A 23,039-nucleotide genomic window follows, 5' to 3' on the forward strand; every position below is an offset into this window, starting at 1 on the left:
GGGTTTTTGTTCTTCCAATGTAGTAACAAAGGTTCTGAGACAAGATTAGAATGTATGGATCGTTGCATGAGAGAACAATTTGTATGCGCTGTTGCCCTTGGGCCTCAATTGGATAACCCAGTCTCCACAACAGCAACTTGCATTTCTCTTTACATTCTTTGTTATGAAAAATGTCCAGTAGCTACCTCTCGATCGACAAGAACCTCAAGTAGAAGTTCATCAAGTTCGAGTTCGAGTTCAAGTAAAGGTGGAAGTTCGTCTAGTTCTAGTTCTTCTTCAGGAAATTAATTCATGAACCAGTTTGGCGGTAAATGATTTTGGCACCAATTTGTAGGTTTTTATATAAATCTAAAAACATTTGGTTGGGAACCATTCCTTCAGGATCTCTTGAAAACTCGGGACGTAATCGTTTTAAAAAATACATTCCCATCTCACCTTTGTTTTTTGCCTTAACTTTACCGCGGTATTCACATTCGAAAAATCGTTTTACTTTGTCATAAGTTGTTTCTGATAAGTTGATTTCACCTGCATCACCCGAACTTTCCATACGGCTGGCGGTGTTGACAGCATCACCCCAAACATCATAAGCGAATTTTGATTTTCCGACAACACCTGCAACAACTGGTCCAGTGTGAATCCCGATACGAATCTCCCAGAAATCTTGGCCTAACATTTGTTTGAAGGAGCGTATCTGAGTCATAAAGGATTTGATTTCCATGGCAAATAAACATGCATCTACTGGGTGGGTAAAGTTCCCTTGTGGAATTCCTCCAGCAGCCATATAGGAATCACCAATGGTTTTTAATTTTTCAAAATTATGCCTCAAAGCAATGTCATCAAATTGAGAGAAACAACCATCCAATTGTTCAATTAGATCTTCTGGAGATAATGATTCAGCGGCCTTAGTGAAGTTTTTAAAATCTGTAAACAAAATGCTGACGGATTCATATTCCATGGGAACAACTTCCCCTTTTTCAATGAGTTCATCAGCTAAATCACCGGGTAAAATATTACGAATGAAGTGAATTGTTTTTTCACGTTCTTTTTCTAAGTCTCGACGTAGGTTTGCATTATGAATGGCACCTGCCACTTGTTCACAAAAAGAAATGATTTCTTGGAATTCATCAATCGTCCATTCTTGTTCTCTTGTCAATCGAGTGACACAAATGATTCCAATGGTTTGGCCTTGAACGACCAATGGAATTTGACCAAAAAGTTCTAATTTAAAACTTTCTACAATCGAAGTATCAATTGCAGTGAGTTCTTTCCAACGAGAGGTTTTTTTTAAGTAAATTGGTTTTTGTTTTGTATAGGTGCGGTATAAAGACCCAATATTTGGAGTTAGTTTAGGCCGAAATGTTCTTAAAAAATTTGTAACAAGTAATCCTTTGTTGAATACTTCAGCACCTTCCATGAGTGGAGCAAGTGAATTTGATTTAGGATCAACAAGTAAAATAAATCCTAATTCAACTCGATGGTTTGTTTTCAAATATGTAAAAACTTCTCTTGTAATGTCTTCTATTTGGGAGTAAGAATTGATTTTTCTATTAAACTTATGAAGATTTTCTAATTTTAATCGATTTGATTCAATGTTTTCTTTTTCTTCTTTTATGGTGATGTTTACATTTTTTAATTCATCTAATAAGTAACCTGTTTCGATGGTTCCTGCAATATAATCAGCGATGATTTTGATTTGGTTTAACTGTTGTTCGTTTAACTCAAAAATACCTGAATAATCCAATAAGTCTAATGTGCCGATGAATTTATTTCTAAGATATAAAGGGACAATGAGAAGAGATTTTAAATTGGCTGATTTTTTGTTTTCTAATTCAATTCCTTCTGTTTTGTAGGACTCAAAATCTTGGATATAAAAACTTCGTTTTCGTTTCCTTACATAGGCATGTGCATATTTTGTAACATATTCATCTGATACTGGAATGTCCCTTCCCATGATTTCCGCTTTTACAGTTTCAGAAAGTTCACTTGGAAAATTGCTATGAAAGAATTCGAGTGCATCTTTTTCCAATTTATATACATACAAAAGATAGTGAGGCACTTTGAATTTTTCGCGAATATAGTATCCCAAGATCCTTAGGATTTCTTTAAGATCGGTGGCGGAATTGATTTCTCTTAGGAGTCCATCCAAGTCTGAAAGTTGGCCATAAGAATCCACCAACTTGTCAGAAAACTCTTCTGAAATTGTTTTTGTGGTAATGAGTTCTTTTTCTTTGTTCTCTAGAGTTTCATTTAAAATTTTGATTTCAGATTTTAGTAACGTGATTTCATTATTTTTTTCTTCATTTTGTTTGTATAACTGGGAAACCCAATATAAAATTCCCAAAAAGAAAATCCCAATGAAAACCAAAGAATACATCATTTGATTAAAATTTTTGCTCCCCGTTTTTGTTGGGTGTATAACCTTTCAAACTTTTCATTAGGAAGTATGCCTGAGTGGTCGGCCAAATCCGTTTTCAAACTTAACAATTCATAAATAGGAAATTGTTCCCCTTCGTATGTGTTAATCATTCTTTGGTTGTCGATATGGAACAATCGTTTTACCTTTTCCATCGTTTCTTGTGAGATGTTGATGGAAACTCCCACACCACCTCGCCTAATCGCTTGTGTTTGTGTGACAGTTTTTCCCCAAACATCATAGTTAAACTTTGATTTACCGATGACTCCAGCTACGACGGGACCTGAGTGGATGGCGATGGTAATTCCATTGGGTCGAAATGGTATGTCTTTAAAATCTTCCATCAATCGATTCACTTCATTTTTGATTTGTAAGGCGGCAAGACAAGCATCAACAGCATGGGTAAAGTTACCAACAGGTAATCCACCTGCAGCTAGATACATATCCCCCGTCATTCTTAACTTTTCCATACCTTTGGTTTTGATGATTTCATCAAATCGAGTAAAATACAAATCAAGTCCTGCAATCAACTCTTCTGGTGTCAGTTGTCCTGTGATTTGAGAAAATCCAGGAAAACTAGTCATAAGTAAGGTTACATTTTCAAACTCAACTGGGTTTACCCGTCCTTTTTTTTGTAACTCTTCCGCAACGTTTTTAGGGAGGATATTGAGTAATAGTGAATCAGACCTTTGTTTTTCTTCTTCGATTTTTTTAAGTAAAAAATGGTTGTTAATCGCACTGGCAATGTGTTCGGATACACCCACGATGGAATTAACTTCATCACTGGAGAGATGGATGGTTTCATCATTGATTCCATACATCGCCATGGCTACTACTTCATCATTATTGACAAGTGGAGAAATTAAAAATCCTTTCATGCCAGATTTTTCAGTGATTTGTTTGTCAATCGCAAAAGGCAAAGACTTTGGAACATGTTTCATATAAAAATGTTTTTTACGTTGGTAACATTTATATACAAATCCACTATCCTCTTTTAAAGGAAACCGTAACGACTTGAAGAAATTTACATTTTCATCATTTAACAAATCAAAACCAGAGTGGTTGAGGTAACGTAGTTCCTTAAATTCCTTATCTAAAAAATACAATACACAGTTTTCAATTTTATAATTTTTCCGAATGAATCCAAATATTTCGGCCAAAATGTTTTCTAAATTATTTTGTGAGTTTATGGTTTTTGCGAACTCATTCATCTTTTGGATTTCAGCTTTCGCTTTTTCTGATTTTTTTCGTTCTTCTTCAGTGAGTTGTAACAAAAGGGAATTTTGAATTGCTCCCGCAATTTGATCACAAAATCCGGAAATCCTTCGAAGCACTTCGCGATCCACATCCATTGGTTTTTGATACGAAGTAAAATAAGCAATTCCGATCACTTCGTTTTGAACAACAAGAGGAACTGCAATAAAAGATGATAAACTTAGTTTTGTAAAAATTTGTTCGTCCAACTCTGATTCGTATCGTTTGGGAGGTCTTGGGACAAATAATGCTTTTTTACGTAGGTAGGTTTTGTAAATGATCCCACCTCTTTCGTTTAATGGAACTCGGAATGATTTTGCAAATAATAATTGTTCTTTCGTTGCATAAGTGGGGATCGTTGTTTTGTATGTATACAGTTCTTTCTTTTTTGGGTCAATGAGTTGGATGAGAGTGGCTTCAATCTCAAAACTTTTGAGAATGTAATCAAACATCTCATCTATGATTTGAGATAAACTTGATTCCGAATTGATTTTTTTTGTAAATTCATTGAGTTTTACCACTTCGTTTTTCGCATTTTCCATCTGCAAACGAGCGTTATCTGCAATGAACTTCTCTCGGTTCATTTCCTCCACCAATATCGAATTTGTAACTGCTGTTGCGATGTTCTCAGCAGTATTTTCAACGAGTTGTAATTGTGCCTTTGAGAAACTAGATCCTTTTTGTTCGCTAAATATTGCAAGCATTGCAATGACTTTCCCTTGGGAACTAAGAGGGATGATCATCCCCGGGTGTTTGCCGATGAGCTGTATGAATTTTTGATTGGATTCGTTGAGTCGCGATTCCCAAACTTTTGCGAATCGGAAAGGCCGGTTCCTTTTGTAGACATGATAAAACAATCCTGCACTCACATCTAATGGAAAACTAAGGCCGCGGAATTTGTTTTCTAAATCTAAATTTGAATTTTGTGAAACTACCGATTTATGGTAATGGAGTTTGTTTTTTTCTTCATCAACTAACAACAAAATCATGGAGTCACAAAATACTTCTTCCTTTAAATAATCAAAGGCTTTGATTAAGATGCTGTCGAGTTCTAAGGATGTATTTAACGTTTTTGCAAATTCGTTGAGTCTTTCAATATTGGATTTGGAAATTTCAAGTTCTTTGGTCCTTTCTACAACAATGTCTTCCAACCCATCCTTTAAGATATTTAATTCTTTATTTGAGATTTCTAAACTTTCTTTTAGTTTTTCAATGGAAAGATAGGCTCTGGTGAATCCATAAGAGAGGATATAACCTTGGAATAAAATGAATCCTAAAAATCCAAATGGAGTGATGTTCATTGTATTGATGACATTGTTTTGGTATAAGATGTCATGAACAACTGTTCCGAAGACAAAACTAAAACCAATTAAAGAAAGCCCTGCACCCACTGTGTCCGATCGGTATGCCATGATGATTGCAATTGTGATTCGAACACAAACCAGTATCAAAAAAATTTGAAAATAATGGATTTGGGCAGTGAAAATTGAAACTGGTAAAAATAAGGAACCTAAAAATGGTGTGATCAAAATGTACAAAACGTACATTGTATTTTTGCCAACGGTATTTGGGAAAACCAAACGATAAAAATAAGCAAAAACAATGGTGGCAATGTAAATGGTGGCAAACTCTATACGAATGAGAGCGTCCATAGGAAGGAAAGGAATGATGTCTAAAATGTTCCTTTCACCAATTGTTAAGAGGCGCATCACAATGAGTAGGCTGAATAATGCGATGAACAAACTTGCTTTGTCTTGTCTTCGCATGAAAAACAATCCAAGGTGGTATAACGCCCATAAAAATATACTTCCGGCTAGGAAAGAAGTGATTTGGTAACTGCGATTGACTTTGTCATATAACTTGCGTCTCTCGCCAAGTTCCATACTTTCCCAAAACCCACCTTTCGAGTAATGGTAATTTGAAATCTCGTAAACGATTTCTGTTTCACCACTGACAGGTTCCAAATCAACTAAAACAGATTTGTAGGAAGGTTCATAATAATTTGGATTGATTCCAAAACTTCCTTGTTCGATGACCAATTTCCCATTGATGTACAATCTGTAAGCGGAAGAAAGATCTAAGTTATGAAAGGCAAGGGTAGGTGAATTTTCGGGGAATTTTACTTTGAGTTTATATGTCGCATAACCAAATCCACCCAAAGTTTCTCCAAACCAATCAACCCCTTTCCAATTGGATGGAACCACTTGGTAGATAAACTTTGGCTCCTTGCCTAATTCTTTTTCGATTTGGATTCCACTAAGGGTTTCCTTCCAATAAAATTCCCATTCCCCATCGAGATTGATGTTTCCATCTCGTAAAAAATCCCAATTTGATAAGTCAATGACTCCATTTTTCGCTATCGGTTTGTTTCGACTGACTTCTCCACATGAATTGAATGTTAACAAAAGACAGAAGAGAGAGAGCAAAATGGAACATTTCTTCATAGTTAGGCTAATCAGCCTATGAGGAAGAGAGGGAAATGAAAAGGAAAATTTAAGAATAACTGAGTTTTATTTGAGAAGGAGGGAAGTGTTTTTCTAAGCCAGATACCATTACATCTAAAATTTCCTCCGTCTCTTCTTTCGAATAGGAAACAATTTTATCTTTTTTTTCAAAAGCATGAAATAAAATCGCAGAGTCTTTTCTTTTGGAGATGATTTGTTTCAAAAAATCTATATTCATTCGAAATCCTCCGACACTGAACTCAATCGATCCATTTTCTTTTAGTTCTTTCCCTAATGTTTCGGCTAACGACTGGTAATGGGATTTCCAATCGGGAATCCGTAAGATGGGATCGATACAGATGCGTACTGTCCATCCTGCTTGGATCGCTTTTTGAATGGATTTGATCCTTGCTAATAAAGATGGAGTTCCATGTTCAATGGTCTCGATTACCTTTTGGGGACTGAGTGTCCAAGCTAAGATTACGTTTGCGACTGGTGTTAGGTGCGAAATGGATGGGAAATTGGTAGATTTCGTTCGGATTTCTAAACTTAAATTGGGTTCTTCACTTGCAAATTGGATCCATTTTGTCGTTGCTGGGAAAAAAGATTCTAAGGCCAATAAATCGGTGTCATAAGACAAAGCTAAATACAGTGACCGGTTTTGATTTAAAAATCTTTTTGTTTCTTTGAAAAAATCTTCCCAATTGACAAACAATACAAGGTTTGCAGATGGAAACATTCCTTGTAAATAACAATATTCGCAATCATAAATACAATTAAGTGCTAATGTATTATAATAAAAATGTGGATGAGAAAAGTTAGGTGAAAAATCACTTCCTGGGTATAAAAACTGATCTTTTTTCTCTGCTAAAATTAATTTCGGAGATTGTTTTTGGATCCTAAAATTTTGAGCATTCCGATTGAAATGATCTTTGTAATGACGGATCGGAATTTTAACTGCATTCGGAAATTTTGTTAGAATCTCTTTTGTGCGAAAGTGATCCCAAATTCCTTCTTCAATATAGATATGAGAAAAGGACTTAAACATGCAGTTTTTCTTTCCAATCTTCCAAAAATTGTTTCAAATCTGATTTTGATTTGATGGTTTGCGAGAATCCCAAATCAGGAGAAGGAATTGGTGCATTCGGATTTCGAAGGTGGAAAAAACGTAATGATTTTTTTAAATCATGTTTCATGGTTTCCGTTAGGCGAAAGTTGGACAGTTGAAGCAAAACTTCAGGCCAAATTTTTGTTTCCAACAAATCTTCTCGAGTCCAAGGAAGGGGGGTGATCCATTCTTCATACAATGGATCCAAAATGGACTCCATCATTTCTTCCACTTGGTTTTCTTTGCAAAATTTTCCTTCTAAAAAATCAGAAATCTGTTTGCCGATGGCGATGTTCTCTAAGGGAAAATAGAGAGAGGCCGCTTCAAAAAATCCGGAAGCTTCCATATCAACAAGTGATATTGATTTTAATTCTCCTTCATCGATCACTTGGAAACGATTGTCTGTTTGCACTTTGGAAATGGGTCTGTCAAAGGTTGTTAGGTTCGTTTCCTTATGATAGGAAGAAGATAAAATTCGTTCGGGATAATAATCTTTCCTCGACGCATAATCTCTAACTTTATGGATCCAAAAAAAATCACCTATCTTTGTTTCTGGATCGTTACTTCCGGCAATTCCCAGGTTCCAGATTTTCATTTGGTTTCTTGTTTCTTTAGAAAGCAAACTGGCAAACTCAGAAACGGCAATTGCCATTGCTATTTTACCTGGACCCGTGATGATGATGAATGTGGATTCGTTTTGGTAAATGCGGAATTTGCCCGGATGGGAGAGGGGAGTCACCTTTGTTTTCTGGATCCAAGGTTTTGCTTCGGAAAGAAGTGCAAAAAACAATGATGGCATAGTCTAAACATCCAAGAGGGGGCTTCTGTGCAAAGAAAAGTTTTGTTTGCTATTTTTCTATTTCTCGGGTTTCATTTGTATGCTGGAGGGAAAAAAATGTCATTTCATAATTTAAAATCAGTTACCATCCAAGGTAAGGAAGTCTCACTTGGTGATTATAAAGGTCACCCAGTACTTGTTGTGAATGTTGCATCTAAGTGTGGTTATACGCCGCAGTATGAAGGATTAGAAAAACTCCACTTGGCATATAAAGACAAAGGTTTGAAGGTGATTGGATTTCCTTCCAATGATTTTGGAGGGCAAGAACCTGGTTCGGAAGCACAAATTGCAGAGTTTTGCAAACTCAACTATGGTGTGAGTTTTGATTTGATGAAAAAAGTCAAAGTATTAGGGAATGATAAAGATCCTGTATACCAATTTCTCACAGAAAATGCAAAAGAGAAAGGTGATGTTAAATGGAATTTTGAAAAGTTCCTCATTGATAAAAATGGAAATGTGGTGAACCGATTTCCATCTGCCACAAAACCGGAAAGCCAGGAACTGAAAACTGCAATTGAAAGTCTTTTATAAACTTTCTTTTTTATTTTTACTATTAGTAGGTTTTACAGTATTTGGACAGGAAATTCCAAATACTGTAAAGATTGTTCGTTCCAAAACATTAGAAACTGTTACCATTGACGAGATCTTAAAAGAAATACCGAAAGTCGATGTGATTGTTTTGGGTGAAGACCATGATAATAGCGACTTACATCGATTTTATGAAACTTTATTTCAGAAATCTTTATCTGTATCACCCATTAGTTTGTCTCTTGAAATGTTGGAAAAAGACCATCAAATGGTTGTAGACGAATTCCTAAGTGGAACCATTTCGGAATCCCAATTTTTAAATTCGATCGTCCATTGGAAAAATTTTAAATCAGATTATTTACCTTTAGTCAAAACCGCCAAGGAAAACCATTGTGCCGTTGTCGCAGCAAATCCTCCCAGGAGGTATGTGAATTTAATTTCCAAAAAAGGTCTTCTTGCTTACAGAGATTTTTCAAAAACTGCTTTGTCATTTCTACCGCAAGCGTACACCATAGAGAAATTTCTTAGTATTGAATACAAACAAAGGTTATCTGCTCTATTTGGGAGTCCGGAACATAACTCACATCATAAAATCAATGTAGAATTTATGATCCTCAGCCAAGCCACTTGGGACCAAGGGATGGCAGAGGCAATTTCGGCCGAGATCCACAGGTCTGGGAAAAAGGTCCTTCATTTAAATGGAAGGTTTCACTCAGATCGGAATGGGGGAGTTGTGTCCAGGTTACGAGAAATGGGCCATTCTGTCCTTGTCCTTTCTGGTTTTTCCAAGGGAAAAGAAGAAGAGGCAGATTTTACGAAAATCGCTGATTTTGTAATTTTAACAAACGACCGATAAGAATAGGGAGAACCTATGTCGGCACCGTCTCTAAAATACCTTTGTCCACATTGCCAAAAAGCATCCCGATTGCCAGAGCCAACTCCTAAAGAAGGAAAGTTCCAGCTAACATGTGCTCACTGTTCGGAAAAGGTAGTTTTACAATTTATAGACTATCGATTTGAGATCGTTCAAGTTCTGCCGAGTGTGAAAGAAGAATCCAATCAATCTTACCAAAGTTTTAAAATACCTGTTCCTAACATTTCCGAATCGATCCATGATTCAATGCCAAAGAAACTATCTCAAACAAAGGTAAAACCGTTTTTTGAAAAGAAGGTTGTTTGGGAGAAAGAACTTAAAAAAGAATTCTCAAATTCCAAACGGAATCCATTTGGATTATCAAAACGAAACCAAAGCCCGAAGAAGAGTTCCACGAAGTATTCGTATCTAAGAGTGGCATTTACAATCACTTCTATTTTACTATTTTTATTCATTGTTAGCTTTTCTTATTTTGTAGCAGGAGTGTTAACAACAAAAAAAGAAGTCCCAATATACTTAGAGGCTTTGGCAAAAAACATTCCTACAAAGATACTGGATCGCAACGGACAAGTCGTAAGTGAAATCTTCCAGAAGCGAACATCCACCTTACGATTGCAAGACTATCCAGAGGATATGATCTCCATTTTACTTAACATTGAAGATCAAAAGTTTTTTTTCCATGGTGGGATCGACTATTCTGCCATCTTTCGTGCGTTTTTTAAAAACATTGTCAATTTAAGTTATAAACAAGGTGCCTCCACAATCACACAACAATTGGCAAGGATCATTTTAGACGACCGCCGAAAAAGTTTGAATCGAAAATGGAGAGAAGCACAACTTGCTTTTGCTCTCGAATCAATTCTTACAAAAGAACAAATCCTTGAGACATATATGAACCATGTGTATTTGGGTCATGGCGCTTTTGGATTTGGAGAAGGGATCAAGTTTTATTTTCAAAAAAATCCTATGGAGTTATCCAAAGAAGAGATGGTGTTACTTGCTTCTTTGCCTTCAGCTCCTAACAAGTATTCACCGTTAAAAAACCCTGAAGATTCATATACTCGTGTTCGTGCGATTTTGAATATGTTTCGCAACCGTGGGATTTATCCTAATTTAGATCGTGATAAATTTATCAGTTTGTATCATAATTTATCGACCCGTTCGCCAAATGAAACAGTGTTTGGCTCCCGTCATGACATCGCTCCTTATGTGACGGAACATGTGCGTGCAGTTCTTTCCTCATTGGAAGGTGAAAAAAATATTTATGAAAGTGGTGGTTATACAGTGGAAACCACTTTGGATCGAAATGCGCAAGAAGTGATTGGGCCGATTGTTCGAGAATATTTATCTAAAAACAAACGATCTGGAAAAATCCAAAAAAAACGAGTTCGGTTGAAACAAGAATCACCTTTGGACCTAGCCTTTCGCCAACGAATGGAAGAAGTTTCCCTTTTAAATGAACTGGTTTGGAACCCTGACCAGTTGGAAGGTGATAAAGACCAAAGTATTGTCCAAGCAGCTATTGTTGGCATCCAACCAAACACGGGTCAGGTGCTATTCTTACATGGTGGAGATGAATTTAACTCACAAAATCAGTTTAATCGTGCGACTCAGATGCGTAGGCAAACGGGAAGTTCCATTAAAGCAGTGTTATATGCCTCTGCCATTGATAATGGATCCATTCACGCTGGTATGAAAATCCTAGATGCTCCTCTGTACTACCGAGGTGGTGGTGGAAAGGAATGGGCTCCTGAAAATTTGGGAGGAAGTTTTGATGGTGAGATTTCCCTTCGCACTGCCCTTGTGAAATCAAAAAATACGGCTGCCGTACAAGTCGCAGAACGGCTTGGAAGTGTTGGCATTGAAAAGTATTTCACAAAGTTTTTTTTTCCAAATGATGCAGAGAAAAAAAATCGATACCGTGGTGATTTATCATTAGCACTAGGAACACTTGAAATCTCACCACTTGAGATGGCTTCGGCTTTTACCAGTTTTGTGAACCAAGGTACAATCAAACGTCCCTACCTCATCCAAAGGATCAAAAATGCAAAAGGTACGGTTCTTTACGAAGTTGGGGCAAGTGATGAATTCAAATTAAAATTACCAGAAGAACGACAGGTGATTCGGCCAGATACGGCTGAGGTGATGGTATCTTTACTTCGCGATAGCGGAAGGGCGAGTGGTGTACGAAACGGTGGTTATACGGGCGACTTAATTGGAAAAACAGGTACAACCAATGATTACAAAGATGCATGGTTTGTCGGTGCAAGGCCTGACCTTTCCCTTGCCGTTTGGGTAGGCTATGATAATCCAAAATTTGGTATGGGTCCAAGTGGACTCGGTGGCGCGGTCGCAGCTCCTCTGTGGGGAGAGATCCTAGCTACAATCGATAAAAAAAGTATCCTTCCGAAAACTCAATTTAGTTTGCCAGTCTATGCGAAACCATATAAAATTTGTAACTTAACTGGCAAACAAGCTTCCCCAACTTGTCCGAGTACACAAGAATTGTATTTATCTGATTATCCACCAGAAGGTCCTTGTAATGAAGATCACAAATCGACAACTTCGGATCACAAAGATTTAATGAAGGGTTTGTATTAATTGGATTCCACAAGAAGTAATTTTCCATACGTTACCAACTTTCTGAAGTTTGTTGGTATGCTGGTACTAATTGGAAGTTTACAACCAATCAGTGCGAGTGGATTTTATGAAGAAGCCTATGAGATGGAACAAACCAACACATTGTTTGCCATTCCCTTATATGAAAAGGCTCTCAGCCAAAAACCAACGGGTAAATTACAAAAGGCAGTTGTATCTCGTTTGTTTTTTTTATATAAAAAACATTCCAAATTATTAGATGCCTTGTTTTTGGGAAGTCGTTACCCCTCTCATATTCCCTCAAAAGACAGAACTTGGATTTGGAACCAACTTGCTGAAATATATAAACCAATTTCCGTTTCCCATTTATCTTCCACGTATGTGTTGGCGAGTAAGGCCAATATGGAAAACATAAAAGATCTTTCGGACCACTTGAAACAGTTAAATCTTCCCAGGTTGTATGAATTTGCATCCATCCTTCTTTTAAAACGTAAACAATACAAAGTGATCCTTTCTCTTTACGAAGAATCTCCAAATATGTTTCTTTCTCCATTATTTGTGGGAATCTCAGAATTCAAATTAGGAACCGAACAAGGAAAAGAGTTTTTAAAAAAAATACTGGCAGATTCTGAGAAAGAAAGATCCGATCAGGAAAAATCGGATATTTTGTATTTAATGGGAGTCCATTACAGACAATCCAATGAACACGAGTTATCTGCTCGGTATTTTCGGATGAGTGGTAGTTTTTTGGCAAAACCACGGGCAGATTTGGAAGCTAGTAAATCATTAATTTTACAAGGGAAACAAAAAGAAATGTGTTCCACGTTTAAATTTGGTTCCTCTCCTTTTGATGAGATCGAAACCATTTTGTATTACCATTGTTCCCCAACTGGTTCCCAATATCTAAGACCCATTTTACCGAGCATTCGTATCCTATCAGAAAAGGAGGGGAATGAGTTTTTACAAGTTTTGTTCCCAAAGGAAAATTAATGGACCTATCTCGTAGTGTTCGATGGTTTCTAATCTTCGCCAGCGGTTTGATTTTTTCCACCTATCCTTTGTTCGCAAATTTTTTAGTTACGCCAGAAGAAACAATCCGTTTGGAATTTCCTTCCCATGTTCGAAATCAAATCCGTTTTTGCAAACAAAACCCCATACAAGTTTATGGTAGGAATCCAATTGGTTCACAAAACATCTGTATTACTGTTTTGGAAGGGGAAGTCGCAATGGAATCTTTCTTTACAGAAGAAATGGAAGAAACATCGGAAACCCAATGGACTTTTTATGATCCCACAGGGAAACAAATCTTTCCTTTGGTTAGTTGGGAGGGAAGTGAGCCTATGGTGTTAGTTTCCCTTGTGCGTTCCAAACGTGGTCAATTTGGTGTGCAGTTACAGAGGAAAAAAGACGGTGCCTATTTTTTTTACCGAACCAAACTTTCAAATTGGGTTGTATTGTAAGAATTCATAAACGATCGATCTAATGGAATATTCCGTCCTACTTGGCCTATTGAAACATGACCGTTAAAGGATAGGATTTGGAAATTAAATTTACCAAGAAAAAAATTAAGATTCAAATCACCTTCGGAATTTATTTAGAAGCACAAAAACAAATTTTCCCTTGAATGATAAGAAACTTGTTAACTCTTTAGCATGAACAAACCTTCAAACTACGGGTGAGAATTAAGAATCGATTCAATAGCCATTTTGGAAAGTCAAACTTCGAGAATGGCTATTGCATTTAAAAAAGAAGAAAAAAGTTTAGTGGGAAACTGCTCTTGGAAGTTTCTTTGCTTGTGCTATCCAGCCAGTCACTCTTTTTAAATTTGGGAAGATGCGAACCAACTTCTTCTTTTCATTCAGTGCAATGATCGCATCAAAGAGATTTTTTGGAACTCGTTTTGAAAGTTCGATCACTGAATCGACACCGACAGCTTCTAATAAGTCTGCATACTCAGATCCAATACCTTTGATACGGAATAAATCTACGTGATTGACCCACTCTAAGATCAATTTAGGACTTATACCAGAATCCTTAGCGATTTGCTTTCTACCTTCGGGAGTTCCGCCTTTTTTTAATAAATCATTTGTTGATCTAATGCCCGCATCACGTAGCGTTTGTGCGTATTTTGGCCCGATCCCTTCTACATATTCTAACTTTGCCATTGATATCTCCGAATCTTTTAGGAACTAATGCGTTATATATTGAGATATGGTGATAAATCAATCAATCTTTATTTTCGTTAGGGCATTTGGTTCTGAATTTTCGGAAAAATGGATTTCCTTCTCACAGTATTAGTATTAATTCAAATTGAAGTAGGTTATATCGCCGTACAATTTGTGGGCTTGTAATTTGAGAAAAGATACTGTAGACGGATTTTAGAACTATTTGTTGGATTTTGAATCAATTAGGTCACTTAAAAACATCCAGAGACTATATTAAAAATCCATTTATATCATCATTTGTCTTTAGGCATTCGTCATTATAATAAGTAAGTCTTTATGATTGGCTTACTATGCTTCCAAATGGCATTATTTTATTTTTTGATGCTATCTAAAATAGTACAATTCGAAGAAAGCTTTCAAGACGATTTTTATAATAGAACCAGCTAATGTAAGTTTTATCATGAGCATGATGGATCCAAAATAAAGAAATAAAAATGAAAATAGATATTAACACCTAGCGATCCATCATCTGAATCATCCGATATTTTATCTTTTCCAAACATAGTTTGATAATTCTTTTTCATGATTTGAAATTGATTGTTTTTTGGTATTGGTCGTGTTCCAAGGGCAAGCCATGCCCAGGATTTTTTTCATTCCTATATTCACCATTTCTATAAAAAACATCCTACCTTTAAATTCGTAAAATCCTTCTAAAGAAAGATCCAAACTAAAAAAGTTTCTAAATACCGTTCTTTCTGTTCCAAAATCGTTCGAATTCCGCTCAAAACGGTTGGAACGGAAGATTTCATAGAAAAAGAAGTCGATCCATATGCTAATTTTCGAATATTTGTTCGTTAATATAAGAAAGCGAAAGATCCGATTGGAAAATACAGTTTTTAAAAAGAGAACCTTCAACCTTGTGTTACTCCCAAAGTCTATTGGCGTAGTTTTCTGGTTTTTGTTATCATTCGCCAATTGCACAGACCAAAAGGATTTTTGTAGGCAAACCGTCGAAGGTAAGGGTGGCGGTTTCTTTGAGGGTGATGCTGAATCGCTTTGTGCAAGTTATTTAGTTTTTGATCAAACCGTAAGAATCAATATAGAAAGTGGACGCCCTTCTTCGTTTGCTCGTTTCTTATCAGATCAATATTTGTTGCTTTGCCTCTATAAAACCATCGAGGAACGGAAGTGTGAAAAAAAATCGGAATACATCCCACATTTTGGGTATTAAGTTAAAGTGATGAAGCAGCTTCGAAACATATTTTGCCTGATCCTCATTGTTACTCTAACAAACTGTAATGTAGGTAAAAAGGAAGATGCGTGTAAATACTATCTCGAAAGGGATTTTAAATCATACTGTGAACAACTAATTCTTTTATCGCCTACAATATTGAAAGAGGATAAAAATTTAGGACAAGCGATCGCTTCCAACATTGTGTTAGTCGGTTGCGCCACCTATCTCAAAAAGAAAAAGGAATGTGAAAGAGAAGAGAACCAATATTTACCAGGCTTGTATGGGATGAATTTCATTTTTGGAAAATCCACGCTTTTTACAAGGGAACAGAGAAGAGTGGAGCTTAGATTTCTCACTGAATTTCGAAAGGAAGGTTTTATCATAATATGAAATTTGAAAAAACGATAATGTTCAGTTTGCTCTTAAACTTCACCAACTGTATGCCGGGCTCACAAAGAGACGCGTGTCGTTATAACTTGCAAGAATTAAAGAATCGATGCGAGTTGGTCTCTCTTTTCATTGCATCTGGTCCGTCAGAAGAAAGCATGAACAGAAGTGTCGAATCAGATTTTCTATTATTTACGCAAGATTGCGTTAAGTATTACAATAGACTTGAAGATTGCAAAAAGGAAGAAAATCGATACATTCCTAGCATTTATGGTTAGAGGAAAAGAATGAAAAATTTCAGGAAAAGAATAGTTATTCTAATCACCCTATTGATTGGATTCTTTTTGATTGCATGTAATTTCAAGGAACAGTGTGAAAGTCATACCCCAAATGATAACTATGACCCTTGTTTTTTTTTGGTTCAGAATTATCATAACGCCGATGAAGAAAGGAAACGAAATATGAGGGTCGACTTAATATTGACTAATTGCCTTATCACATACCAAGATATTAAGAAGTGTAAGAAAGAACCTACTGCATGGCCGCTACCGGATGTTATGCTTGATTGAAATTTGATAGCTTTGTTGTGTTATGCGAGATGTCCCAAATCTATGTCACTTGGTTTTCTTACCAGTTTAATTGTAATTTATGAAATAAGCCATATAGATTCAGTGATTCATGCTTGATTTTTTCTTAAGTTGAAGTATTCTGTTCTTATGGAAAATGAGTTAGAACATCTGAAAAACCAGATCATTTTTCTCGTAAATCCATTAAAAATTATCCTTTTTGGATCAAGAGCAACTCTCACTGCTTGCAAAAATAGTGATTATGATCTTTTAATCATTATGCCTGATGGAACAAATAAAAGGGAAATTGCACAGTATATTTATAAGAAAGTAGATAATATTAAAATTTCCTTTGATCTTGTAGTGGCAACTCCAGAAACTCTCAAAAAATATTCAAATAGTAGACATTTAATTTATTTTTATGCCCTTCAAGATGGTTTAGAACTATATGCTGCATAATGACCCAAGTTCACCAGAAACTTGGCTTATTCATGCAAAAAGTGATTTAGCCCTGGCAAAACTTGGGGATAAAAATGATAATTTACTCAATCAGCTCTGTTTTCATGCCCAACTAGTTGCAAAAAAATCTCTAAAAGTTGTCTTGATAAAAGAGAATGTTGAATTTCTTTTCACTCACAATATTAATACTCTAATACTTTCTTTGCCAGATTAGATTGAAAAACCTAGTTTCTTTGAGGAACTTGCAATTTTAACAGACTATGCTGTGGCTACTCGATATCCAGGTGATTATGAAAAAATTCTCGAAGCTGAATATGCAAAGGCAGCTGAATTAGAGGAACTAGTTTATAATTGGGCTAGTCAATTCATAGAAAAATAATTTTAATTCGTGCTCAACTCTGTTTCACAGAGACCACAACGCACCACCATCCTGGCTACGTTCGCGCGGGCCCGTCACCGCTCTTTTTTCCGCATCCATGCGGAAACTTCTCCCTATGGGTCGAAGTCGCTCGGGTTCAATTCGAATCCTTCAGTTTGTTGTTAGTTGGGAGTTTTGTTACGTTGAAACGAAACTTAGTTTGGGCAGGGAAGGATTCGAACCTTCGAAGGTAAAACCAGCAGATTTACAGTCTGCCCTCGTTGGCCACTTGAGTACCTACCCGAAGAAGTTGCATGGAGCCGCCTGAGGGATTTGAACCTCCGACCGGCTGTTTACAAAACAGCTGCTCTACCACTGAGCTAAGGCGGCATGCATATCCAATTTTTGTGAAAAGCGGTTAAGGTCAAATAAAAATTCTTTGAGTGGTGGTGGATTCTTCCAGAATGACCCTAGATGGCACTGTTTTTTGTAAATTTCTTCATGACCCTTTCGATTTTGGGTTTTTATACCGGTTATTTTTTTCGAAAGACTGATGTAAAAAAACACCGTATCTCAAATTCAATTGGAATTCTTTTCAATTTAACCGCAGCCGTCTATTTGCTAATAATTAAATATCTGTTAGGTGGAATTACGGAATTTCAAATTTATCCGACGGCTCCAGAATTTGTCATTCATACCCACCGATTTTTTGCCGCCATAAGTTTAGTATTGATGCTTGTGATGGGTTACACTGGTTGGAAAAGAATTCGTAATCTGCATGTAAAATTGCATTACATCTTTTTGCCATTGTACACGATTGTTTATATCTCTGGTCTGTTTTTATTTCAATCCAAACCGCTTTAAGGAATGTTCATGGAAAAAATTGAAGTCGCAAAGAAATTTGCAAACGATATCCGAATCCAAGTAATCAAAATGGTTACAGCTGCCAATTCTGGCCACCCAGGTGGACCACTTGGACTTGCTGATATCTACGCTGCACTTTATACTTCCATTTTAAATCATGATCCAAAAAATCCAGAAATGCCTGAACGAGATCGTTTGATCCTTTCCAATGGACATGTATGCGCGGTTCGTTATGCAGCAATGGGTCTTTCTGGATATTTCCCAGTGGAAGACCTTCTTACATTTCGAAATATCAATTCATACTTACAAGGCCACCCTTCTACTCGTTATATGAAAGGAATCGAGTCTAGTTCAGGATCTCTTGGACAAGGTTTGTCTGTATCGGTTGGACTTGCACTTGGAGCTAAGTTAAAAAAAGAGACATATAAAATTTATACTTGCATTTCTGATGGTGAGTGTGGTGAAGGAATGACTTGGGAAGCAGCACAATCTGCTGTTCACTTCAAAACAGATAACCTCATTGCCTTTATGGACCGTAACTACATCCAAATCGATGGGAATACGGAAGAAGTGATGAAGTTAGAACCACTCGATAAAAAATTTGAAATGTTTGGTTGGAATGTAATCAATGCAGACGGACATAATATGGAAGAAATTTTTTCTGCATTTGCCAAAGCAAAAGAGCATACAGGTGGACCAACACTCATCGTCTTTAGAACCATTTTAGGTAAAGGTGTTTCTTATATGGAAAACAATCCTAAGTGGCATGGTACTCCACCAAATAAAGAACAAGAAGCACAAGCTCTTGCAGAATTAGCATAAAGTTTTTGTTTCGATTGACTTTTTCAATTTTATCACGATAGTTTTTGCATGGGACAAAACTCTTTTCCTGATTTTTACCCGGATGATATCACCCGTTTATTGTATGATTGGGAAATTGCCCCTGCAGAAAAAAAACGTTTTCTCTTAAAACTCATTGCTTCTCGTATTCCTTGGCAAATCCAATTGGAATCAGCTTTGGATGAAGTGAAAGATCCATACCTTCGAGTCCAAGCACGTAATCTAAAATCAGAAATACTACGCCATCGCCTACGTCATTCCTTCTTCAAACTCACATTACGTGGGAATACAAATCATTATAAAGATTTGGAAGAGATGGTTGTTCAATTATCCAATATTGGTTTCCCAGATCAAAATTATGCAGAGATCAAACATGAATTGGATCGTATCGCACTTCGTATTTCTGAGTTATACGATGATCATTCTGGGTATCTAACAGACGAATTAAAAGTGCAAATCCTTTGCCAAGTGATGTTCCAAGAAGAAGGTTTTGTTGGAAACATACAAAATTATAATGATCCAGGAAATTCTTATTTATTCCAAGTGATCAAAAGTCGTTTGGGAATACCAATTTCTTTGTCGGTTGTGTATCTGCTTGTGGCACAAAGGCTTGGTCTTCCTTTATATGGAACGAACCTACCACTCCATTTTCTTTTGCAATATGAATCAGAAGGGTATTTTACCTACATCGACCCATTTCATGGTGGTGTCTTATTAGATAAGTTCACTTGTGAAAAATTTTTAGAAGCGAATGGTTATACCAATTCGCCTAAGTATTTTACAAAAGCATCTACACTTTCCATGATCAAAAGAATGTGCCGCAATTTACTCCATATCTATCGTGACAATCAGTCCAAAGAAATGGAATATACGATTAAGGATCATCTTCAGATTCTCGAAAGTCGATCCACACATGTGGATAACGGATGAAATCAAAATTTAAGATCCAAACTATATTGTCTCAATTTGATAAAAATTTAGACAATATCATATCCGAAGACATTCCCATCCTTAAAAAAATCAAAAAACAAGTCATCTCTTCCGGAGGAAAAAGGATTCGTCCTTTTGCTCATTATTTATTTTGTCAGTTTCTGAATGTAAAAGATGTTAGTTGGCTTGATGTAGGAAGTGTTGCCGAGCTTATCCATGCTGCCAGTTTGTTACATGATGATGTAGTTGACAATGCTCCTATCCGTCGTGGCAAACCTACCATTGGTGCTAGTTTTGGAAACAAAACAGCAATCCTTGCAGGGGATTATCTATTGGCATGTGGGATCAGTCGACTCAACACACTTGGCAATCCTGAGCTTATGGAAATTTTTTCGCAAGTGTTAAGAGACCTTTCTGTGAGTGAATTATTGCAGATGGAGTGGGAAAAAAATCCAAACATCACATTAAAAATCTACGATCAAATCATTTATGGAAAAACAGCTTCCTTGTTTGGTGTTTGTACGGAAGCAGCAGCGATACTGGCAAACCAATCGAAGGAAAAACGAAAAGAATTTCGCCAATTCGGTGTTAGGTTAGGGAAATTGTTCCAGAAAAAAGATGATTGTTTGGATTATTTTGTAGATTCAAAAGCAAGTGGTAAAGAATTCCTAAAGGATTTCAAAAATGGATTATTTACCTATCCTGTTTTGGTGTTAAGATCAAAACTCAGTTTACTTGAAAAAAGAAAACTAAACCAATTGTTTCAGAAAGAAACACGTAATGCCAATGATGAAACTATCATTTTAGATTTAATGAATGCTAAACATGTCCCTTCACTTTTACACAAAGAATTGGAAAAAGAAAAAAATGAACTACTTGTTTTTTTGAATCAATTTCCAAAATCAGAAGAACGTGAATTATTTATTGAACAACTAGGTCGCCTTACATAGGTTTAGTTTAAAAAATAAACTTACAAATCACTCTGTTGCATTTGGGTCAATCAGTTCGATGGCCGGTAACAAAATTGAAAAACAAGTCCTTCCTGGTTCTGACTCTACAGTAATTTTTCCGAAATGTTTTTCGATGATGGATTTTGTGATCCCGAGCCCCATTCCTGTTCCTTCACCTTGTTGTTTTGTGGTAAAAAATGGTTCAAATATCTTTTTTTGAATTTCAATCGGGATTCCAGCTCCATTATCAATGACTTTCACTTCTACATATTTTCCGTTTTTTTCAGTAGTGATGGTAAGATTTCCTTTTTGTTTCATCGCTTCCAAAGCATTTAAGATTAAATTTGTCCAAACACGCATTAGGTCCTCTGGCCAACCAAGGATAGTAGCATCTGTTAAAAAAGTTTTTTTGAGTGAAACTTTGCTTCGCATTCTATATTGGTAAATGGTAATAACGGTCTCTATGTTTTCTAGAAGGGTGAATATTTTTCTATGTTCTGAATGAGTGACTCTTGAAAAGTTTTTGAGTGCTAAAATGATCTTTGAGGAACGATCCACTGCAATTTGGATAATGGATAAGTGAAGGCGAAAGTTTTTTTCTTCTAATATTAAATCCTTTAGTTTTTCTTTTCCTTTTTGTAACAATAAAATTTGATTTTCTTCTAACTTCGTAATCCCTACATCTAAAAATTTTTCCAAAGTAGCTTCGTCATAATCCAAATCATTGTCTTTTAAGATTTTTTTGAGTTCAGCTTTTTTTTCTTTTCGTTCGGTATAACTTGCAACAAGACCAAAGTCCGATTGGTGTTGGAACATACGTGTTAGTGTTTGGATTTGATTTAAGTCTAGAGAAGAATATACATTTTCCTTTGATCCTAACTGCAATGTTTCATTTTGTTTGGATTCCATTAAGGTTTCGATGGATGCTTTAATGGCACTGAGTGGGTTATTGATCTCATGGGCAACACCTGCTACAAGTTTTCCTAACTCCGTCATTTTTTCAGAAAGAGCTAATTGGTTTTCTGTTTGGCTCAATTGTAAAATTGCATTTTCTAATTTCTCTTTTTGTAATTGGAGTTCTTTTGTTCGTTCCAAAACCATAAATTCCAATTCTTCATTTACTTTTGTTACGGTTTGTTCTTTTAGGATTCGAGTTTGGATTTGGAATTTGGAGACAACAATCGTAAATATTGTCATTTGGATTGCCGCACCAATTTCATTGGCAGAACTTAAAAATGGAAATGATGGTAAAAAACCAGTGTTTGTAAAAATTAATAATAGAGTGCTGATTTGTCTTACTAAGAAAGCAAAAAATAAAACTTTTGCATGTTCTTCTTTTTTAAATAAACTATAGATTGAATATCCAAAGGTAAAAGTGGATAACATCAAACTATTGGTATAAATAAATCGAAAAAACAATTGTAGGTCAATGAATACAATGAACATGGAGAGAAATAAAAAATATATATAGAGGATGAGGTATTTATCAAAGTTAGAGTATAACTTTTTCGTATGAAGGAATTCACGTAAAAATAGAACTAAACCTATAGAACTTAAAGCTAATAATCCTGGCACATACCGAAAAAACCATGTTAGGTTGCTAAATTCAAATTCATAAAATAAACCAGATCTAAGTAAGTTGGTAAACAAAACCGTTACAATTGCAATGGTTAAATAGAGAGAAATTTTTTCCCTTAACAAAACATATTGAATCGCGGTGAAAAGTGCCAAAAGAAGGCACAAACCTAAATAGAGTCCCTGCCATAGTGATAAAGTTTTGGTGTATTGGAATAGCTCCGATTCTTTGCGAATCCGAAAATTGATCCGATGTGTATCATCCGATCGAATCCTAAATTGATACGTTCCTTTTTCCTTTGCTGGGATTAAAAATCCTCCCGTATAAGAAACGACGGGATTTTTTTTTCTAAGTAATCCAGCAGAATCGTTTTTTAAAAGGACTCCATCCTCAAGCAAAGCAAAATCAAATTCTGAAAACATTCCATTTTCAAAATGGAAATACCTTTCCTTATCTTCTGGGAGAGTGATTTGGTAATAGTGGCTCTCTTTGGTAAAACCAAAGTAGTAGAGAGCCTGTCTTTCCATCTTTTGGTGTTTGGAAAGGTTTGGGTTTGTGCCTAAATGTTCTAGGAATGGTTCCCCTTCTGCATAGAGCAAAAAGGGAAAGAGAAAGAGTGTTAAGCTAAGTCGCAAAGAGGAAAACGAATTTTT

17 protein-coding genes, 2 tRNA genes and 1 pseudogene are annotated in these 23,039 nt (G+C 36.1%); 12 read left to right on the forward strand and 8 right to left on the reverse strand.

Annotation, left to right across the window (positions count from 1 at the left end; all coding sequences use genetic code 11):
* Positions 1–289 precede the first annotated feature (289 nt).
* From LEP1GSC202_RS08650 to LEP1GSC202_RS08665, 4 genes are read right to left on the reverse strand one after another with little or no spacing between them, the layout of a single operon-like run.
* A complete protein-coding gene (locus LEP1GSC202_RS08650) occupies positions 290–2,377 on the reverse strand; it encodes an adenylate/guanylate cyclase domain-containing protein (protein ID WP_015677217.1) in 2,088 nt (695 codons plus the stop codon).
* A complete protein-coding gene (locus tag LEP1GSC202_RS08655; protein ID WP_015676490.1) occupies positions 2,374–6,111 on the reverse strand; it encodes an adenylate/guanylate cyclase domain-containing protein in 3,738 nt (1,245 codons plus the stop codon). Before LEP1GSC202_RS08655 ends, LEP1GSC202_RS08650 begins: the two co-directional genes overlap by 4 nt.
* Before the next feature lie 49 nt (positions 6,112–6,160).
* Positions 6,161–7,159 (reverse strand): SPL family radical SAM protein, encoded by a 999-nt coding sequence (locus LEP1GSC202_RS08660; protein ID WP_015677158.1) that lies wholly within the window; start codon positions 7,157–7,159, stop codon positions 6,161–6,163.
* The gene (locus LEP1GSC202_RS08665; protein WP_015676653.1) at positions 7,152–8,018 is read right to left on the reverse strand and encodes a nucleoside phosphorylase-I family protein; all 867 of its coding nucleotides are present in this window, start codon (positions 8,016–8,018) and stop codon (positions 7,152–7,154) included. Before LEP1GSC202_RS08665 ends, LEP1GSC202_RS08660 begins: the two co-directional genes overlap by 8 nt.
* Positions 8,019–8,045: 27 nt before the next feature.
* On the opposite strand from LEP1GSC202_RS08665, the gene LEP1GSC202_RS08670 reads away from it, so the two are divergent.
* Genes LEP1GSC202_RS08670 through LEP1GSC202_RS08690 form a run of 5 tightly spaced genes read left to right on the forward strand, consistent with a single transcriptional unit; the run spans position 8,046 to position 13,517 of the window.
* Positions 8,046–8,588, forward strand: a complete 543-nt coding sequence (locus LEP1GSC202_RS08670) for a glutathione peroxidase (RefSeq protein ID WP_083929997.1) — start codon at positions 8,046–8,048, stop codon at positions 8,586–8,588.
* Positions 8,572–9,441: a ChaN family lipoprotein gene (locus LEP1GSC202_RS08675; RefSeq protein WP_015676472.1), complete on the forward strand. Its 870-nt coding sequence runs from the start codon at positions 8,572–8,574 to the stop codon at positions 9,439–9,441. Before LEP1GSC202_RS08670 ends, LEP1GSC202_RS08675 begins: the two co-directional genes overlap by 17 nt.
* A 15-nt stretch (positions 9,442–9,456) precedes the next feature.
* Positions 9,457–12,060 (forward strand): transglycosylase domain-containing protein, encoded by a 2,604-nt coding sequence (locus tag LEP1GSC202_RS08680; protein WP_015677337.1) that lies wholly within the window; start codon positions 9,457–9,459, stop codon positions 12,058–12,060.
* 57 nt (positions 12,061–12,117) lie between these two features.
* Positions 12,118–13,047 carry a hypothetical protein gene (locus LEP1GSC202_RS08685; RefSeq protein ID WP_015676935.1) on the forward strand — a complete coding sequence of 310 codons (930 nt, stop codon included), beginning with the start codon at positions 12,118–12,120 and terminating at the stop codon, positions 13,045–13,047.
* Complete coding sequence (locus LEP1GSC202_RS08690) at positions 13,047–13,517, forward strand: hypothetical protein (protein ID WP_015677227.1); 471 nt, start codon at positions 13,047–13,049, stop codon at positions 13,515–13,517. The genes LEP1GSC202_RS08685 and LEP1GSC202_RS08690 overlap by 1 nt, the downstream gene beginning before the upstream one ends.
* A 300-nt stretch (positions 13,518–13,817) precedes the next feature.
* On the opposite strand, the gene LEP1GSC202_RS08695 is transcribed toward LEP1GSC202_RS08690, so the two are convergent.
* Positions 13,818–14,222 (reverse strand): DUF4332 domain-containing protein, encoded by a 405-nt coding sequence (locus tag LEP1GSC202_RS08695; protein WP_015677010.1) that lies wholly within the window; start codon positions 14,220–14,222, stop codon positions 13,818–13,820.
* Between the two features lie 1,390 nt (positions 14,223–15,612).
* On the opposite strand from LEP1GSC202_RS08695, the gene LEP1GSC202_RS20245 reads away from it, so the two are divergent.
* From LEP1GSC202_RS20245 to LEP1GSC202_RS20435, 3 genes and pseudogenes are all read left to right on the forward strand, one after another.
* On the forward strand, positions 15,613–15,846 hold the full coding sequence (locus LEP1GSC202_RS20245; RefSeq protein WP_015677028.1) for a hypothetical protein: 234 nt from the start codon (positions 15,613–15,615) through the stop codon (positions 15,844–15,846).
* Positions 15,847–16,559: 713 nt separating this feature from the next.
* On the forward strand, positions 16,560–16,868 hold the full coding sequence (locus LEP1GSC202_RS08725) for a nucleotidyltransferase domain-containing protein (protein WP_015676407.1): 309 nt from the start codon (positions 16,560–16,562) through the stop codon (positions 16,866–16,868).
* Positions 16,858–17,247: pseudogene (locus LEP1GSC202_RS20435) on the forward strand (HEPN domain-containing protein). Before LEP1GSC202_RS08725 ends, LEP1GSC202_RS20435 begins: the two are co-directional and overlap by 11 nt.
* Before the next feature lie 200 nt (positions 17,248–17,447).
* Here the strand turns inward: LEP1GSC202_RS20435 and LEP1GSC202_RS08735 are convergent.
* Both LEP1GSC202_RS08735 and LEP1GSC202_RS08740 read right to left on the reverse strand, forming a co-directional pair.
* Positions 17,448–17,529, reverse strand: a tRNA-Tyr gene (locus LEP1GSC202_RS08735).
* A 12-nt stretch (positions 17,530–17,541) separates the two neighbouring features.
* Positions 17,542–17,616: transfer RNA gene (locus LEP1GSC202_RS08740), tRNA-Thr, on the reverse strand.
* An 84-nt stretch (positions 17,617–17,700) separates the two neighbouring features.
* Here LEP1GSC202_RS08740 and LEP1GSC202_RS08745 point away from each other — a divergent pair.
* From LEP1GSC202_RS08745 to LEP1GSC202_RS08760, 4 genes are read left to right on the forward strand one after another with little or no spacing between them, the layout of a single operon-like run.
* Positions 17,701–18,090, forward strand: coding sequence for a hypothetical protein (locus tag LEP1GSC202_RS08745; protein ID WP_039928433.1), 390 nt, complete (start codon positions 17,701–17,703; stop codon positions 18,088–18,090).
* Between the two features lie 9 nt (positions 18,091–18,099).
* The gene (locus LEP1GSC202_RS08750; protein WP_015676676.1) at positions 18,100–18,912 is read left to right on the forward strand and encodes a transketolase; all 813 of its coding nucleotides are present in this window, start codon (positions 18,100–18,102) and stop codon (positions 18,910–18,912) included.
* Between the two features lie 48 nt (positions 18,913–18,960).
* On the forward strand, positions 18,961–19,860 hold the full coding sequence (locus LEP1GSC202_RS08755) for a transglutaminase-like domain-containing protein (RefSeq protein WP_015677561.1): 900 nt from the start codon (positions 18,961–18,963) through the stop codon (positions 19,858–19,860).
* A complete protein-coding gene (locus LEP1GSC202_RS08760) occupies positions 19,857–20,810 on the forward strand; it encodes a polyprenyl synthetase family protein (protein ID WP_015676901.1) in 954 nt (317 codons plus the stop codon). The genes LEP1GSC202_RS08755 and LEP1GSC202_RS08760 overlap by 4 nt, the downstream gene beginning before the upstream one ends.
* Before the next feature lie 27 nt (positions 20,811–20,837).
* On the opposite strand, the gene LEP1GSC202_RS08765 is transcribed toward LEP1GSC202_RS08760, so the two are convergent.
* Complete coding sequence (locus LEP1GSC202_RS08765) at positions 20,838–23,021, reverse strand: sensor histidine kinase (protein ID WP_015676416.1); 2,184 nt, start codon at positions 23,019–23,021, stop codon at positions 20,838–20,840.
* Between the last annotated feature and the right edge of the window lie 18 nt (positions 23,022–23,039).

The sequence above is a fragment of the Leptospira yanagawae serovar Saopaulo str. Sao Paulo = ATCC 700523 genome (assembly GCF_000332475.2).
GTDB classification, from domain to species: Bacteria; Spirochaetota; Leptospiria; order Leptospirales; family Leptospiraceae; genus Leptospira_A; species Leptospira_A yanagawae.

Coding starts and splice junctions, on each gene's coding strand:
- LEP1GSC202_RS08750 (WP_015676676.1), top strand. CDS start 18,100: ATGGAAAAAATTGAAGTCGCAAAGAAATTTGCAAACGATATCCGAATC.
- LEP1GSC202_RS08745 (WP_039928433.1), top strand. CDS start 17,701: ATGGCACTGTTTTTTGTAAATTTCTTCATGACCCTTTCGATTTTGGGT.
- LEP1GSC202_RS08695 (WP_015677010.1), bottom strand. CDS start 14,222: ATGGCAAAGTTAGAATATGTAGAAGGGATCGGGCCAAAATACGCACAA.
- LEP1GSC202_RS08755 (WP_015677561.1), top strand. CDS start 18,961: ATGGGACAAAACTCTTTTCCTGATTTTTACCCGGATGATATCACCCGT.
- LEP1GSC202_RS08680 (WP_015677337.1), top strand. CDS start 9,457: ATGTCGGCACCGTCTCTAAAATACCTTTGTCCACATTGCCAAAAAGCA.
- LEP1GSC202_RS08660 (WP_015677158.1), bottom strand. CDS start 7,159: ATGTTTAAGTCCTTTTCTCATATCTATATTGAAGAAGGAATTTGGGAT.
- LEP1GSC202_RS08655 (WP_015676490.1), bottom strand. CDS start 6,111: ATGAAGAAATGTTCCATTTTGCTCTCTCTCTTCTGTCTTTTGTTAACA.
- LEP1GSC202_RS08690 (WP_015677227.1), top strand. CDS start 13,047: ATGGACCTATCTCGTAGTGTTCGATGGTTTCTAATCTTCGCCAGCGGT.
- LEP1GSC202_RS08665 (WP_015676653.1), bottom strand. CDS start 8,018: ATGCCATCATTGTTTTTTGCACTTCTTTCCGAAGCAAAACCTTGGATC.
- LEP1GSC202_RS08650 (WP_015677217.1), bottom strand. CDS start 2,377: ATGATGTATTCTTTGGTTTTCATTGGGATTTTCTTTTTGGGAATTTTA.
- LEP1GSC202_RS08725 (WP_015676407.1), top strand. CDS start 16,560: ATGGAAAATGAGTTAGAACATCTGAAAAACCAGATCATTTTTCTCGTA.
- LEP1GSC202_RS08760 (WP_015676901.1), top strand. CDS start 19,857: ATGAAATCAAAATTTAAGATCCAAACTATATTGTCTCAATTTGATAAA.
- LEP1GSC202_RS08685 (WP_015676935.1), top strand. CDS start 12,118: ATGCTGGTACTAATTGGAAGTTTACAACCAATCAGTGCGAGTGGATTT.